Annotated in this window: 14 protein-coding genes and 1 pseudogene; 4 read left to right on the top strand and 11 right to left on the bottom strand. The window is 71.0% G+C overall.

What is annotated here, in order from left to right; genetic code table 11:
- Window positions 1-354 precede the first annotated feature (354 nt).
- Entirely contained in the window at window positions 355-1,311 is a 957-nt protein-coding gene (locus WBG99_RS32710) for an ROK family protein (protein ID WP_338900566.1), read from the bottom strand.
- 256 nt (window positions 1,312-1,567) lie between these two features.
- Between WBG99_RS32710 and WBG99_RS32705 the strand changes: the two genes are divergently transcribed.
- Both WBG99_RS32705 and WBG99_RS32700 read left to right on the top strand, forming a co-directional pair.
- Window positions 1,568-2,605 carry a LacI family DNA-binding transcriptional regulator gene (locus WBG99_RS32705; protein ID WP_338899810.1) on the top strand — a complete coding sequence of 346 codons (1,038 nt, stop codon included), beginning with the start codon at window positions 1,568-1,570 and terminating at the stop codon, window positions 2,603-2,605.
- Window positions 2,606-2,608: 3 nt separating this feature from the next.
- Window positions 2,609-3,376, top strand: coding sequence for a hypothetical protein (locus WBG99_RS32700; RefSeq protein WP_338899808.1), 768 nt, complete (start codon window positions 2,609-2,611; stop codon window positions 3,374-3,376).
- A gap of 309 nt (window positions 3,377-3,685) precedes the next feature.
- On the opposite strand, the gene WBG99_RS32695 is transcribed toward WBG99_RS32700, so the two are convergent.
- Window positions 3,686-4,990 (bottom strand): aldolase/citrate lyase family protein, encoded by a 1,305-nt coding sequence (locus WBG99_RS32695; protein ID WP_338899806.1) that lies wholly within the window; start codon window positions 4,988-4,990, stop codon window positions 3,686-3,688.
- Window positions 4,991-5,181: 191 nt separating this feature from the next.
- On the opposite strand from WBG99_RS32695, the gene WBG99_RS32690 reads away from it, so the two are divergent.
- On the top strand, window positions 5,182-6,087 hold the full coding sequence (locus WBG99_RS32690) for an endonuclease/exonuclease/phosphatase family protein (RefSeq protein ID WP_338899805.1): 906 nt from the start codon (window positions 5,182-5,184) through the stop codon (window positions 6,085-6,087).
- Between the two features lie 58 nt (window positions 6,088-6,145).
- On the opposite strand, the gene WBG99_RS32685 is transcribed toward WBG99_RS32690, so the two are convergent.
- From WBG99_RS32685 to WBG99_RS32670, 4 genes are all read right to left on the bottom strand, one after another.
- Window positions 6,146-7,108: an electron transfer flavoprotein subunit alpha/FixB family protein gene (locus WBG99_RS32685; RefSeq protein ID WP_338899804.1), complete on the bottom strand. Its 963-nt coding sequence runs from the start codon at window positions 7,106-7,108 to the stop codon at window positions 6,146-6,148.
- A 67-nt stretch (window positions 7,109-7,175) separates the two neighbouring features.
- Window positions 7,176-7,961, bottom strand: a complete 786-nt coding sequence (locus WBG99_RS32680) for an electron transfer flavoprotein subunit beta/FixA family protein (protein WP_338899802.1) — start codon at window positions 7,959-7,961, stop codon at window positions 7,176-7,178.
- A 204-nt stretch (window positions 7,962-8,165) separates the two neighbouring features.
- Window positions 8,166-8,675 (bottom strand): flavin reductase family protein, encoded by a 510-nt coding sequence (locus tag WBG99_RS32675; protein ID WP_338899801.1) that lies wholly within the window; start codon window positions 8,673-8,675, stop codon window positions 8,166-8,168.
- Window positions 8,676-8,739: 64 nt separating this feature from the next.
- Window positions 8,740-9,099 (bottom strand): thioredoxin family protein, encoded by a 360-nt coding sequence (locus WBG99_RS32670; RefSeq protein ID WP_338900565.1) that lies wholly within the window; start codon window positions 9,097-9,099, stop codon window positions 8,740-8,742.
- A gap of 577 nt (window positions 9,100-9,676) precedes the next feature.
- Here WBG99_RS32670 and WBG99_RS32665 point away from each other — a divergent pair.
- Window positions 9,677-10,405 carry a lysophospholipid acyltransferase family protein gene (locus WBG99_RS32665; RefSeq protein WP_338899799.1) on the top strand — a complete coding sequence of 243 codons (729 nt, stop codon included), beginning with the start codon at window positions 9,677-9,679 and terminating at the stop codon, window positions 10,403-10,405.
- 47 nt (window positions 10,406-10,452) lie between these two features.
- Here the strand turns inward: WBG99_RS32665 and WBG99_RS32660 are convergent, their stop codons facing one another.
- The 5 genes and pseudogenes from WBG99_RS32660 to WBG99_RS32640 all read right to left on the bottom strand — a co-directional run bounded on the left by WBG99_RS32660 (window position 10,453) and on the right by WBG99_RS32640 (window position 14,526).
- Complete coding sequence (locus WBG99_RS32660; RefSeq protein WP_338899797.1) at window positions 10,453-10,806, bottom strand: hypothetical protein; 354 nt, start codon at window positions 10,804-10,806, stop codon at window positions 10,453-10,455.
- A 92-nt stretch (window positions 10,807-10,898) separates the two neighbouring features.
- Window positions 10,899-11,252: pseudogene (locus WBG99_RS32655) on the bottom strand (transglutaminase); the annotation flags it as partial.
- 21 nt (window positions 11,253-11,273) lie between these two features.
- Window positions 11,274-12,344, bottom strand: a complete 1,071-nt coding sequence (locus WBG99_RS32650) for a low specificity L-threonine aldolase (RefSeq protein WP_338899796.1) — start codon at window positions 12,342-12,344, stop codon at window positions 11,274-11,276.
- Window positions 12,341-13,093 carry an SDR family NAD(P)-dependent oxidoreductase gene (locus WBG99_RS32645; protein ID WP_338899795.1) on the bottom strand — a complete coding sequence of 251 codons (753 nt, stop codon included), beginning with the start codon at window positions 13,091-13,093 and terminating at the stop codon, window positions 12,341-12,343. Before WBG99_RS32645 ends, WBG99_RS32650 begins: the two co-directional genes overlap by 4 nt.
- Before the next feature lie 35 nt (window positions 13,094-13,128).
- Window positions 13,129-14,526 (bottom strand): DUF6421 family protein, encoded by a 1,398-nt coding sequence (locus WBG99_RS32640; protein ID WP_338899794.1) that lies wholly within the window; start codon window positions 14,524-14,526, stop codon window positions 13,129-13,131.
- Window positions 14,527-14,665: the final 139 nt, after the last annotated feature.

The following is a 14,665-nucleotide window of genomic DNA, read 5'->3' as shown; positions in this document are numbered from 1 at the left end:
GCAGGGCAGTGACGCCCGCCCCTGGGGCGAACGCCCGACGCGGCCACCGGCCGGAAGCACGCACGTCCGCCGGACAGCCGAGCAGAGCCACAAGGCAGAGTCCCGACACAACCAGCGAACGGGACGCACCCATGACCACCGGACAGCCGCACACGACCACCGAACGGAAACGCATCACGACCAACGGGCGCCCCGCACCACCACAGGACGGACGTCCGACACCACCACAGGACGGACGCCCGGCACGACCACCGGACGAAGACACGGTACGGCTGCCCGGCATCGGCAGCCCCGGCGGCGCCGCGAGCACGCCGGTCCCGCCGCCCCGCGCTCCTCCGGTACCGGACCTCGCGGTCACCCCACCCCCGCCGCCGACGTGCCCGGTCGGCGGGTCAGTGCCGCCGCGGCGGCGCCCACCAGGCCCGCGTCCGTGCCCATGACGGCAGGGACGACGCTCAGGTGCTGGACGAAAGACAGGGCGGCGTAGTCCTTGAGGGCGGTGCGGAGGGGGGCGAAGAGGACGTCGCCGGCGTTCGCGACGCCGCCGCCGATGACAGCGATGTCGATCTCGACGAGGGTGGCGGTGGCGGCGATGCCCGCGGCGAGGGCCTGGGCGGCACGTTCGAAGGAGGCGACGGCGACGGGGTCGCCGTCGCGGGCGGCGGTGGCGACCGCCGCGGCGGAGGTGTCCCCGTCGGGGCCCGGCCGCCAGCCGTTCTCCAGGGCGCGGCGGGCTATGTGGGGGCCGCTCGCGATGCGCTCGACGCAGCCCCGGGCACCGCAGGGGCAGGGGTCGCCGTCGAGGTCGACGCTGACGTGACCGATATGGCCGGCGTTGCCGGTGGGGCCCGCGTGCAGCCGACCGCCGAGGACGAGGCCGCCGCCGACGCCGGTCGAGACGACCATGCACAGGGCGTTGTCGTGGCCGCGCGCCGCGCCCTGCCAGTGCTCGGCCGCCGTGATGGCCACGCCGTCGCCGATCAGCTCGACGGGGAGCCCGCCGGTCACCGCGCGGACCCGCTGGACGAGGGGGAAGCCGCGCCAGCCGGGGACGTTCACGGGGCTCACCGTGCCCGCGGAGGCGTCCACCGGGCCCGCGCTGCCGATCCCCACGGCCGTGGCCCCGCTCCACAGCGGGACGGCGGTCAGTTCGCCGAGCACCTCCTCGACGGCCCGCATCACGGTGTCACCGTCCTCCTGCGCGGGCGTCGGGCGCTGCGCGCGCACCCGGATCCGGCCGTGGCCGTCCACCAGCGCCCCGGCGATCTTGGTGCCGCCGATGTCGAGCGCGGCCACGATGTCGGTCTGCATCAGTGTCAGTTCTCCCACTGCGAGTCTCCTACCGGGCACCCGGATCCAGCGGCGCACGGATCTCCGGCCGGAAAACCGGCGGCACGACGCTCGCCGGTGGGGGGCGCCGGCCAGAGAACGCGACAGACAGTCTCTCCCGGCAGTGACAACGTTGTCCAGGCTCTATGCTCGACGCCACGTCCTCAACACCGCACAATTCCGATCCGACACGGCACCACCGACCACACCCGTGGATGACAGGAAAGGACAGCGCAGAGTGCCCGAGACCGCCCGCCGCCCCGAGAACCGCTACGGCAACCGTCCCACGATGAAGGACGTCGCGGCCCGGGCCGGTGTGGGCCTGAAGACGGTCTCCCGGGTGGTGAACGGCGAGCCGGGCGTCACCCCCGACACCGAGCGCCGCGTCCAGGAGGCGATCGAGGCGCTCGGCTTCCGGCGCAACGACAGCGCGCGGGTGCTGCGCAAGGGCCGCACGGCCAGCATCGGCCTGGTCCTCGAGGACCTCGCCGACCCGTTCTACGGTCCGCTCAGCCGCGCGGTGGAGGAGGTGTCCCGCGCGCACGGCTCGTTGCTCATCAACGGGTCCAGCGCGGAGGACCCGGACCGCGAGCAGGAGCTGACGCTGGCGTTGTGCGCGCGCCGGGTGGACGGGCTCGTGGTCATTCCGGCCGGTGACGACCACCGCTATCTGGAGCCGGAGATCAGGGCGGGGGTCGCCACGGTGTTCGTGGACCGTCCGGCAGGGCGGATCGACGCCGACGTGGTGCTGTCGGACAACTTCGGCGGTGCCCGCGACGGGGTCGCCCACCTCATCGCCCACGGCCACCGCCGCATCGGCTTCATCGGCGACATGCCCCGCATCCACACCGCCGCCGAGCGGCTGCGCGGCTACCGGGCGGCCATGGAGGACGCGGGCATACCGGTCGAGGACGCGTGGATGTCCCTCGGTGTCACCGACCCGGAGCGGGTCCGCGGGGCGGCCGAGGTCATGCTGTCCGGCCCGGCGCCGGTCACGGCGGTCTTCACGGGCAACAACCGGGTGACGGTCACGGCCGTGCGGGTCATCGCCAGGCATCCCCGCCCGGTCGCCCTCGTCGGCTTCGACGACTTCGAGCTGGCCGATCTGCTCCGGCCGGGCGTCACGGTGGTCGCCCAGGACCCCGCCCGGTTGGGCCGCACCGCCGCCGAGCGTCTCTTCCAACAGTTGGACGGCTCTCTCGTCACCCCGGAGCGCATCGAGCTGCCGACCCGGCTGATCGCCCGGGGCTCGGGCGAACTCCCACCCCCGGACTGACCTTTGACGGCCCCCGACCCCCGTACGCTCGAAGCGCTCGGCCTCGCCGTGGCGCCGCGCGAGGACCCGCTGAGCTATCCGGGCGCCCGGCCCCCGCAGTCGGCGCTGCTGGACGGCAACCGGATGCTCCCGCTGGACACGCTCCTCTTCGAGGACCGCGTCCCCGTCCTGTCCGTCGGCTCCAACGCCTGCCCCGCGCAGCTCGTGCACAAGATGGCGGAGCACGGCGTGGAGTGCCGGATCCCCATGGTCAAGGCCAGGGTCACCGGCGTCGGGATCGGCGTCTCCGCCCATGTCAGCCTCCTCGGCTACATGTCCGCGTCGCCCTTCCACTCCCCCGGCACGACCCGCGACCTGTTCATCACCTGGCTGGACGAGGCACAGCTCGCCGTGGTCGACGCGAGTGAGGGCGTCGACTCACCGACCGGGAACTTCCACCGTGCCGCCCTGCCCGCCGACACCTTCCGGGTCGAACTGGAGTCGGGCGACGTCCTCGATCAGGCCTGGATCTACGTCAACCGGTGGGGTGTCCTGCGCGACGGTGGTCCGGGACCGCGCCCGCATCCGGGCCGGCAGCGCCCGCTGATCACCGAACTCCTCGCCGCGTCCGCCGAGTTGCGCGAGCTGTTCGGCACCACGCCCGACGAGTTCTGCGCCCGCGCGCGCGGCGACCGCGCGCTCTGCGCCCGGGGCAGGCAGGTGTTCGCCGAGCGGAGGTGGACGACGGTGTCGGGCCTGGAGCAGTACGTACGGCCTCACCCGCAGTCGTAGGCCGGCAGCCCGGAAGGTCGGGCACCGGGGGCGTTGTTGTCGCCCTTCTTCGGGGCTGCGCCCCCAGGTCCCGCCGGCGTTGAAGTGCTCTCCCGCCTGAAGCCGGGAGACTCCCTCCTCCCTTGCGGTGGCGGGCTTGTCGAGCAGACCCCCGGCACCGTCCGCCTGGTGGTCCGCACCCGCAACCCACACCCGTTCCTGTGACGCGCCGGTGAGTGGGCGTACAGTCCGCGGGGACCCGAGGGGAGCCCGGCCCCGTGGCGACGGCTGTCACAGGACCGCCACTCGTCCCGTGTCAGACCCGCCCGCCTACTGGCCCGAGATCGTCGGATCCGCGCGCCGGGGCGCCGCGAAGCCCTCCAGTTCGGTGCGGGTGAGGCCGGTCGCCCCGGACACCTCCTCGATGTCGAGGGCGCCGCAGTCGAGGCCCCGCAGCAGATAGCCGCTGAGCGCCTTGGCCGTGGCGGGCTCGTCCATCACGTCGCCGCCGGCGCGGTTCGCGTACCGGGAGAGGCGGGCGGCGGCCTGTTCGTAGCCCTCCCGGTAGAAGGCGAAGACGGCCGCGTAGCGGGTGGGGATGTGGCCGGGGTGCATGTCCCAGCCCTGGTAGTAGGCGCGGGCCAGGGCGCGGCGGGTGAGGCCGTAGTGCAGCCGCCAGGCGTTGTGGACCTTCTCCGTCGTACCGACCGGCAGGACGTTGGTGGAGCCGTCCGAGACGCGTACGCCGGTGCCGGCGGCGGCGACCTGCATGATCGCCTTGGCGTGGTCGGCGGCGGGGTGGTCGCTGGCCTGGTGGGCGGCGGAGACGCCGAGGCAGGCGCTGTAGTCGAAGGTGCCGTAGTGCAGCCCGGTGGCGCGGCCCCCGGCGGCGTCGATCATGCGGGCGACGGTGGCGGTGCCGTCGGCGGCGAGGATGGACTGACTGGTCTCGATCTGGATCTCGAAGCCGATTCGGCCGGGCGCGAGCCCGCGCGCCGTCTCGAAGGCCTCCAGGAGCCGCACCATGGCGGTGACCTGCTCGGCGTAGGTGACCTTGGGCAGGGTCAGGACCAGCCCATGGGGCAGCCCGCCGGCCTCCAGCAGGCCGGTGAGGAAGAGGTCGAGGGTGCGGATGCCCCGGTCGCGTACCGGCGCCTCCAGGCACTTCACGCGGATGCCCATGTACGGGGCGGCCGTACCCTCGGCGTAGGCTTGGGCGACGAGCCGGGCGGCGCGGGCGGCGGTCTCGTCCTCCTCGGCGTCGGGGCGCGGCCCGTAGCCGTCCTCGAAGTCGACGCGCAGGTCCTCGATCGGTTCGCGCTCCAGTTTGGCGCGGACGCGGTCGTACACCGGCCCCGCGAGGTCGTCGCCGAGGCCGAGGACGGCGGCGAAGGAGGCGGCGTCGGGGGCGTGCTCGTCGAGGGCGGCGAGGGCCCGGTCCCCCCAGGAACGGATGGTGTCGGCGGCGAAGGCGTCAGCGGGGACGTAGACGGTGTGCACGGGCTGGCGGGTACCGGGGTCTCCCGGGTAGCGACGCGCCAGCTCCGCGTCGACGGGGGCGAGAAAGGTGCTGATCTCCTCGCTGACGGCGCCCGCGAGACTCGTCGCCACGTACTCCTGTCGGCCCTGCCCCATCCCAAGCCCTCCATTTTCCGCATGGCGGAATCATCAATCCGAATGACGAAGCTAACTGCCGGTCTTCACCCCGGTCAACACTGTCTCGACGTGGGATTTCCCATGCTCTCCCCCTGGTCACCGCCGACCCGCCGCCATCTTCCGTATTCAGTACGCAAGCTTCATCCTGATTCCCAAGGGGAGGAGATCGCGTGCCGAAAGAGGTCGGAGTGACGCGCCGCCAGGGGCTCAAGTCCGCGGCGGCCGCCGCCATCGCCGTGCCACTGCTCACCACGGCGGGCTCGTCACAGCCCGCGTCCGCCGGCGACCACGCGGGCGCCCTGAACGTCATGACGTTCAACGTGCGCTTCGCGACCGTCGTCGACAAGACACCGCCCTGGGCCGTGCGCCGCCCGGTGGTGCGGGAGCTGCTGCGCCGCGAGCGACCCCATGTCATCGGCACCCAGGAGGGCCTCTACCAGCAGTTGCGCATGATCGAGAAGGATCTCGGCGGCCACTACGACTGGATCGGCACCGGCCGAGGGGGTGGCAGCAAGGACGAGTTCATGGCGATCTTCTACGACACCCGCAGACTCGACCCGATCGAGTTCGATCATTTCTGGCTGTCCGACACCCCGTACGCGATCGCCTCCAACACCTGGGACGCGGACTGGCTGCGGATGGTCACCTGGGTCCGTTTCGCCGATCTCGCCGACAGGGGACGGGAGTTCTACGTGCTCAACACCCATCTGGACAGCGTCAGCCAGTACGCCCGGGAGCGCTCCGCCGGGCTCATCGGCGAGACGATCGCCGGGTGGGACCGGTCATCACCGGTCATCGTCACCGGCGACTTCAACGCGGCGGCCCACGACAACCGGGTGTACGACCTGATGCTGGAGGCCGGGCTGGTGGACACGTGGGACGCGGCGGCCTCGCGCAGCCCCGCGTACGGGACGTACCACGGCTACCGGGCGCTGAAGCCGGACGGCCGACGCATCGACTGGATCCTCACCACACCCGGGGTGACCACCCACTGGGCGGCGATGAACACCTTCTCCGCGGACGGGGTGTACCCGAGCGACCATGTGCCGGTGCAGGCCTCGCTGACCCTGGGATGAGCCGAGGCCCCCGTGACCGTTGGCACGGTCGCGGGGGCCTCGGACCGCAGCGGGAGGCTCAGCCCTTGCGGGTCTTGATCTCCTCGGTGAGCTGCGGGACGACGTCGAAGAGGTCGCCGACGACGCCGTAGTCGACCAGGTCGAAGATCGGGGCCTCGGCGTCCTTGTTGACCGCCACGATGGTCTTCGAGGTCTGCATACCGGCGCGGTGCTGGATCGCGCCGGAGATGCCGGAGGCGATGTACAGCTGCGGCGAGACACTCTTGCCGGTCTGGCCGACCTGGCTGGTGTGCGGGTACCAGCCCGCGTCCACCGCGGCGCGGGAGGCGCCGACGGCCGCGCCGAGGGAGTCGGCGAGGGCCTCGATGACTGCGAAGTTCTCCGCGCCGTTGACGCCCCGGCCGCCGGAGACCACGATCGCGGCCTCGGTCAGCTCCGGACGCCCGGTCGACTCACGTGGTGTGCGGCCGGTGACCTTGGTGCCGGTGGCCAGCGCACCGAAGCTCACGCTCAGCGCCTCGACGCTGCCGGCGGCCGGGGCGGCCTCGACGGCGGCACTGTTGGGCTTGACCGTGATGACGGGCGTGCCCTTGGAGACACGGGACTTGGTGGTGAAGGAGGCGGCGAACACCGACTGGGTGGCCACCGGGCCCTCGTCGCCGGCCTCCAGGTCGACGGCGTCGGTGATGATGCCGGAGCCGATGCGCAGCGCGAGGCGGGCGGCGATCTCCTTGCCCTCGGCGGAGGACGGGACCAGCACGGCGGCCGGGGAGACGGCCTCGACCGCGGCCTGGAGGGCGTCCACCTTGGGTACCACCAGGTAGTCGGCGTACTCGGCGGCTTCGTGGGTGAGGACCCGGGTCGCGCCGTACTCGGCGAGCGCGGCGGCGGTGTCGGCGGCGCCGTTGCCGAGCGCGACGGCGACGGGGTCACCGACACGGCGTGCCAGGGTCAGCAGCTCCAGGGTGGGCTTGCGGACGGCACCGTCCACGTGGTCGACGTAGACGAGAACTTCAGCCATGGGATTGCTCCTGCGTGCTTCGAAGGCTTGAGGGGGCGGAAAGGGAGCCAGAGGCGGGGAGGTGTCCTCAGATGAACTTCTGGCCCGCGAGGAACTCGGCGAGCTGCTTGCCGCCCTCGCCCTCGTCCTTGACGATCGTGCCGGCCGTGCGCGCCGGGCGCTCGGCCGCGGAGCCGACAGCCGTCCAGGCGCCCTCCAGACCGACCTCTTCGGCCTCGATGTCGAGATCCGACAGGTCCCAGGACTCCACCGGCTTCTTCTTCGCCGCCATGATCCCCTTGAACGAGGGGTAACGCGCCTCGCCCGACTGGTCGGTGACGGAGACCACGGCGGGAAGCGAGGCCTGAAGCTGCTCGGAGGCGGCATCGCCGTCCCGACGGCCCTTCACCGTGCCGTCCTCGACCGACACCTCGGACAACAGGGTCACCTGCGGAACACCCAGACGCTCGGCCAGCAGGGCCGGGACGACCCCCATGGTGCCGTCGGTGGACGCCATGCCGGAGATCACCAGGTCGTAGCCGGCCTTCTCGATCGCCTTGGCCAGCACCAGCGAGGTGCCGATGGCGTCGGTGCCGTGCAGGTCGTCGTCCTCCACGTGGATCGCCTTGTCCGCACCCATGGACAGCGCCTTGCGCAGCGCGTCCTTGGCGTCCTCCGGACCCACGGTCAGCACGGTGATCTCGGCGTCGTCGGCCTCGTCGGCGATCTGCAGCGCCTGCTCCACCGCGTACTCGTCCAGCTCGGAGAGCAGACCGTCCACGTCGTCACGGTCGACGGTCAGGTCATCGGCGAAGTGCCGGTCGCCAGTGGCGTCGGGCACGTACTTCACAGTGACAACGATCCTCAAGCTCACGCCGGCTCTCCTACTGCATCGTCATTTCCGGGCTGCCTTCTTGCAGGCAGCATAGGCGCCTGAAGCGGCCGATCCCGATCGGGGCGACCCGCGCTCCGTTCGAAATATTACTCGCCAGTACGACGTCTACGTTCCCGTATCCCGTGCCCGCTAAGCAAGCGCTTTGAACTGTGAGTTAGGCAACCCTGCGTAGTCGCGCGGGAATCAGTCTCGCAGACCGTTGAAGCGGCCCTGGTGGTACAGCAGTGGCCGTCCGGTTCCCGAGGAGTCACCCACGACCACCTCGGCGAGGACGATCCGGTGCTCACCGGCGGGCACCCGCGCCACCACCCGGCAGACCAGCCAGGCGAGCACGTCGTCGAGGACGGGAACTCCCTGCGGACCGCTACGCCATCCGGTGGGCTCCCCGAACCGGTCGGCGCCGCTGCGGGCGAAGGTGGCAGCCAGCTCCCGCTGGTGCTCCCCGAGTATGTGCACGCCCGCATGGTCCGCCTCGGAGATCACCGGCCAACTGGAGGCGCCCGTACCGATGCCGAACGCGATCAGCGGGGGCTCGGCGGAGACCGAGGTGAGCGAGGTGGCGGTGAACCCGACCGGGCCGCTGCCGCCCTGCGCGGTGATCACGGCCACGCCCGCCGCGTGCCGCCGGAAGACGGAGCGCAGGAGGTCGGGGGAGGCTAGCCGGGGGGAACCGAGGCCGAAGGTGGCCGTCATGGAGGTGTCCTTCTGCTGGAGTCGACGAGGTGGGCCGTGGCTGCCCAGGACCCGGGGTTCGGCCTCACACGGCCTCGCCGAGCGCGGCGATCACATCCGCCTTGCGCGGCTGTCCGGTGGCGCGGCGCACGATGCGGCCGTCCGCGTCGAGCACGAGCACGGTCGGCGTCCTGAGGATGTCCAGTCGGCGTACTAGGTCGAGGTGGTCTTCGGCGTCGATCTCCACATGGGCCACGCCGGGGACCATGTCGGCCACTTCGCCGAGCACCCCGCGGGTGGCCCGACAGGGGGCGCAGAAGGCCGTGGAGAACTGGACGAGCGTGGCCCGTGCACCCAGTGCCCCTCCCAACTCCGCCGCGCCGAGCCGCTTGCCGCCGTCCCGCCCGCGCACCCTGATCCTCCCGCTCCGCCGCTGCCGCGGCATTCCGCAGGCGCTCGCCGCCGCGAGCGCCAGCCCCCCTGGTGGGGTCACAGCGTGCTTCAGCGTTCACGAGACCGCAAGGATTCCCGGCTCCCGCCAGGCGGACGGGGCGGTCACCGTACGCCTGTGGTCTTCCGCGCACCCGCGCACCCGTACGGCCTCGGATCGGGCCGCCGACGGAGTTCGGGGCGCCGGAGTCGCACGGCTGGGGCCCAGACCGTTCGGGCTGGTCTTCGCGGCGGCGGGTCCGGTCGGTTTCACACGGGACCCGGGTGGCTGGTCCGGAGGCGGCCGGGGCGGCGCTCACGGAGGCCTTCCTGAACGCGGTGTTCGGGTACCGCCCCGGGTGCGACATGTGCCCGCTCGTCCGGTGAGTGACCGTTCGAGCGCAGTAAAGGCCGGGTGAAGTTCCGCGGTCGTCCGTGTGGGCGACGTGACGAGAATCTCGCCCTCGACCGGCCGCAGGACTGGCTACTCGTGCGTTCTTGGGGCACGATCTGCGGCATGCCGTAAACCTACGGCTGCGTAACTTCCCGCCGGGATCCCCCTTCCCAGGCAGAGAGAAGGGTCCACTCCGTCCATGGCAGAGCTTGTCTACCGCCCCGCGATCGGTCTCGCCGTCACCCTGTTCAAGGCGTGGGACCTGAAGATCGACTGCAAAGGGTCGGAGAACATCCCGCGCTCGGGCGGCGCCGTACTGGTGAGCAATCACATCAGCTATCTGGACTTCATCTTCGACGGCCTGGCGGCGCTGCCGCAGAAGCGTCTGGTGCGCTTCATGGCCAAGGAGTCGGTGTTCCGGCACAAGGTCTCCGGTCCGCTGATGCGCAACATGCGACACATCCCGGTGGACCGCAAGCAGGGGGAGGCGGCCTACACGCACGCGCTGGACTCGCTGCGCTCCGGCGAGATCATCGGTGTCTTCCCCGAGGCCACCATCTCGCAGTCGTTCACCCTGAAGAGCTTCAAGTCGGGCGCCGCCCGGCTGGCCCAGGAGGCGGGCGTCCCGCTGATCCCGATGGCCGTGTGGGGCACCCAGCGGTTGTGGACCAAGGGCCACCCGCGCAACTTCAGGCGCAGCCACATCCCCGTCACCATCCGGGTGGGCGAGGCGGTAGAGGCCTCCAAGGACAAGTACGCCGGCGCCATCACCCGCCAGCTGCGCGAGCGCGTCCAGGAGATGCTGGAGGCCGCACAGCGCGCCTACCCCGTCCGGCCCAAGGGGCCGGACGACACCTGGTGGATGCCCGCGCACCTCGGCGGCACGGCCCCGACCCCGGAACAGGTCCGCGAGGCCGAAGCCCGCTGACCTGCTCGACCGGCGCGGGCTTCACCGATCTCCGGTACGCCGACGCCTCATGGGTTCCAGTAGGTCGACAGGGAACCGATGAAGCCCGCCCCGAAGTTGAGCACGACCAGTTGCGCCGCAGCGGTCAGCCACAGTCGGCAGACCAGGGCGAGGCCGACGGTGCCGGCCGCCAACTGGTAGAGGAACACGACGGAGTCGTGCTGGTAGCTCGCGCCCTCCGGAGCCATCATCCCCGGGTACGGCAGCCAGTCCTCGGTGAAGACACCCTCCGTGCCGAGCATCAGGACCCAGCTGATGACGATCAGGTCCACGACGACCAGAAGTACGGCCACACGGATGTCCGCGCGCTGATGCCCCTCCGAACGCTCCAGGAACCGCCGAACTCCCGCCGTCTCACGCATGTGCCGAGTCGATCATCTCTCCTCGGTGGTGAGCCGTGGCGGAGGCCACAGCTCCGGCAACAGGAGTGTCACAAGAACCGGCGCCCTCGATTTCAGAGGGCGCCGGGGAGCGTCCTCCACAGGTACGGACGGTCCGGGGCGGCCTGAAGCGCGCCGAGCACGGCCGGGTGCGGTTCGGCGTACAGCGTCGGGTAGTCCGACTCGCCCGCCTCGGGATCCGGCACGAAGGCCAGACGCTCCCCGTCCAGCGAGAACTGCGCGTCGACACCCGGCTTGTTGCCCCGGGGGTCCTGGCGGTGCCAGGCGCCGTTGAAGCGCACGGCGACCAGGCCGTGCACCACGTCGAACCGCTGGTAACACAGGGCCGTGGGGATGTCCTCGGCACGCAACAACGCGGCCAGGGCATGGGCCTTGGTGTAGCAGATCCCGGTGCGCTGTTCGAGGAGTGTCGTATATTTATGCAGCCCTCAGCGCGCCATCTCCTCCGTGATGGCAGCCACGAACCCGTCCACGTCCTCCTCCGTCGTGTCGAAGGAGCACATCCAGCGGACGTCGCCGACCGCCTCGTCCCAGAAGTAGAAGCGGTAGCGCTTCTGCAGGCGCTCGCTCACGTCGTGCGGGAGGCGGGCGAAGACGGCGTTGGCCTGCACGGGGTGGAGGATCTCCACCCCGCGGACCACGCGGACGCCCTCGGCGAGCCGCTGGGCCATCTCGTTGGCGTGACGGGCGTTGCGCAGCCAGAGGTCCTTCGACAGCAGTGCCTCCAACTGCACGGACACGAAACGCATCTTGGAGGCGAGCTGCATGGACAGCTTGCGCAGATGTTTCATGTGGCGGACGGCGTCCTGGTCGATGACGACGACCGCCTCGCCGAACATCGCGCCGTTCTTGGTGCCGCCCAGCGAGAGCAGATCGACGCCGACCGCGTTGGTGAACGTCCGCATCGGGACGTTCAGGGCAGCCGCCGCGTTGGATATCCGGGAGCCGTCCAGATGCACCTTCATGCCGTGGGCATGGGCGTGTTCACAGATCGCGCGGATCTCGTCGGGCGTGTAGAGGGTGCCCAGTTCGGTGCTCTGGGTGATCGAGACGACCTGCGGCATCGCCCGGTGCTCGTCGTCCCAGCCGTACGCCTGCCTGTCGATCAGCTCGGGGGTGAGCTTGCCGTCGGGTGTGGGCACGGTGAGCAGCTTCAGGCCGCCGATCCGCTCGGGCGCTCCGCACTCGTCGACGTGGATGTGCGCGCTCTCGGCGCAGATCACCGCGCCCCAGCGGTCGGTGACCGCCTGGAGCGCGACGACGTTGGCGCCGGTGCCGTTGAAGACGGGAAACGCCTCGGCGGTGGCGCCGAAGTGGCTGCGGACGATCCGCTGGAGGTTCTCGGTGTACTCGTCCTCGCCGTAGGCGACCTGGTGCCCGCCGTTGGCCAGGGCGAGGGCGGCGAGCACCTCGGGGTGGACCCCCGCGTAGTTGTCGCTGGCGAAGCCGCGGACCTCCGGGTCGTGATGACGGTGAGCGTCGGTCCTGGGAGGGTTCACGGCTTGTCGGTGAGCCACAGACGGTTTCCGTTCACTTCGGCGGCGGACTTCTCCCAGACTCCGGCGATGGCCTCGGCCAGGTCCTTGACGTCGGTGAAGCCCGCGAACTTCGCGTTGGGGCGGTCGGCGCGCATCGCGTCGTGCACCAACGCCTTCACGACCAGGATGGCAGCCGCGGAGGTCGGCCCGTCCGGCCCGCCGGCCTTGCGGAAGTAGTCCGCCGTGGCCAGTGTCCACGCCTCGGCGGCGGCCTTGGCGGCGGCGTAGGCCGCGTTGCCCGCGGTGGGCCTGCTGGCGCCGGCCGCGCTGATCAGGACGTACCGGCCGCGCTCGCTGCGCTGCAGGGCCTCGTGGAAGGCGAGGGAGGTGTGCTGCACGGTGCGGATGAGCAGCATCTCCAGGAAGTCCCAGTCGTCGAGGCTGGTCCTGGTGAAGGTCTCGCTGCCGCGCCAGCCGCCGACGAGGTGGACGAGGCCGTCGACCCGGCCGAAGTCCTTCTCGATGCGGGTGGCCCAGTCACGGGTCGACTGCAGGTCGAGGAGATCGACCGTGTCGCCGACGACGGTGGCGCCGCCGTGTGCGTAGCGGGCCGCGTCCACGGCCTCGGAGAGCCGCTCGGGGTCGTTGTCGGAGCCGACGACGATCGCGCCCGCGTCGGCGAGCCGCAGCAGCGCCGCCCGGCCCGCCGGTCCGCCCGCGCCGGCCACCGCGATCACCGCGCCGCTCAGTGCACCGTTGCCGTTCTGCATGGTCTTCGCCTCCTGAGCAGCGTGTACTCGGGCGCTCACGCGGCGACCCGCTCGGCGTCCGCCGCGGTGATGCCCTTGGTCGAGGCGATCACGGTCTTCAGCTTCTTGGCGAGCGCCTCATAGAACATGCTGAGCGGAAACTCGTCCGGAAGCACGTCGTCGACGAGTTTGCGCGGCGGCTGTGTCAGATCCAGGGCGTCCGGGCCCTTGGCCCAGCGGGAGCCGGGGTGCGGGGCGAGGTAGCCGGCGACCAGCTCGTATCCGGCGAGCCAGTGGACGAGCTTCGGACGGTCGATGCCGTCGCGGTAGAGGTTCTCGATGTCGGCGCACAGCTGGTTCGTGACCTGCGGGGCGTGCCGCCAGTCGATGAACAGCTTGTTGTCGGTCCAGCGGACGACGTCGTGCTTGTGCAGGTAGGCGAAGAGGAGCTGCCCGCCGAGGCCGTCGTAGTTGCGGACGCGCTCGCCGGTGACCGGGAAGCGGAACATGCGGTCGAAGAGCACGGCGTACTGCACGTCGCGGGCCTGCGGGACACCGTCGGCCTCCAGCCTCACCGCCTCCTTGAAGGCGGTGAGGTCGCAGCGCAGCTCTTCGAGGCCGTACATCCAGAACGGCTGGCGCTGCTTGATCATGAAGGGGTCGAAGGGCAGGTCGCCGTGGCTGTGGGTACGGTCGTGGACCATGTCCCACAGGACGAAGGCCTCCTCGCAGCGCTTCTGGTCGTGGACCATCGCGGCGACGTCCTCGGGAAGGTCGAGGCCGAGGATGTCGACGGCGGCCTCGGTGACGCGGCGGAAGCGGGCGGCCTCGCGGTCGCAGAAGATGCCGCCCCAGGAGAAGCGGGCGGGGGCCTCGCGCACGGCGATGGTCTCCGGGAAGAGGACGGCCGAGTTGGTGTCGTAGCCGGCTGTGAAGTCCTCGAAGGTGATGCCGCAGAACAGCGGGTTGTCGTAGCGGGTGCGCTCCAGCTCGGCCAGCCAGTCCGGCCACACCATGCGCAGCACGACCGCTTCGAGGTTGCGGTCGGGGTTGCCGTTCTGCGTGTACATCGGGAAGACGACGAGGTGCTGGAGACCGTCGCGGCGGTCGGCGGCGGGCTGGAAGGCCAGCAGCGAGTCGAGGAAGTCGGGTACCTCGAAGCCGTCGTCGGCCCAGCGTCGCAGATCCTTGACGAGCGCCTCGTGGTAGGCGGCGTCGTGCGGCAGCAGCGGGGACAGCTCCCGGACGGCCTCCACGACGTCCCGGACGGCCAGCCCGGCGTCGGCCGGTTCGGGGGCCCCGTCGGCGTCGAAGTCGATCGATCCGTCCTTGGACTGCCATGGCCGGATCCGCTCCACGGCATCCTTGAGCACGGGCCAGGCCGGATGCCCCACCACCCTACCGACCGGAGGAATATCACCCTCCACGCCCATCTGCACAAGAATTTCCGTCATGACCCATCCTCCACGGGAAAACCTTTCGTAGTGCCACCGTACGTAGGGGAGGCCCCCTCTCGCAAGGCCGATCAAGAGCGGCCCTGCCGGAAATCCTCCCGCCACCCTCTCTACCTAACCGCTGAATCTCCTGCCACAC

Source organism: Streptomyces sp. TG1A-60 (assembly GCF_037201975.1).
GTDB lineage: Bacteria > Actinomycetota > Actinomycetes > Streptomycetales > Streptomycetaceae > Streptomyces.
This window is presented reverse-complemented; position numbering and strand designations above follow the sequence as displayed.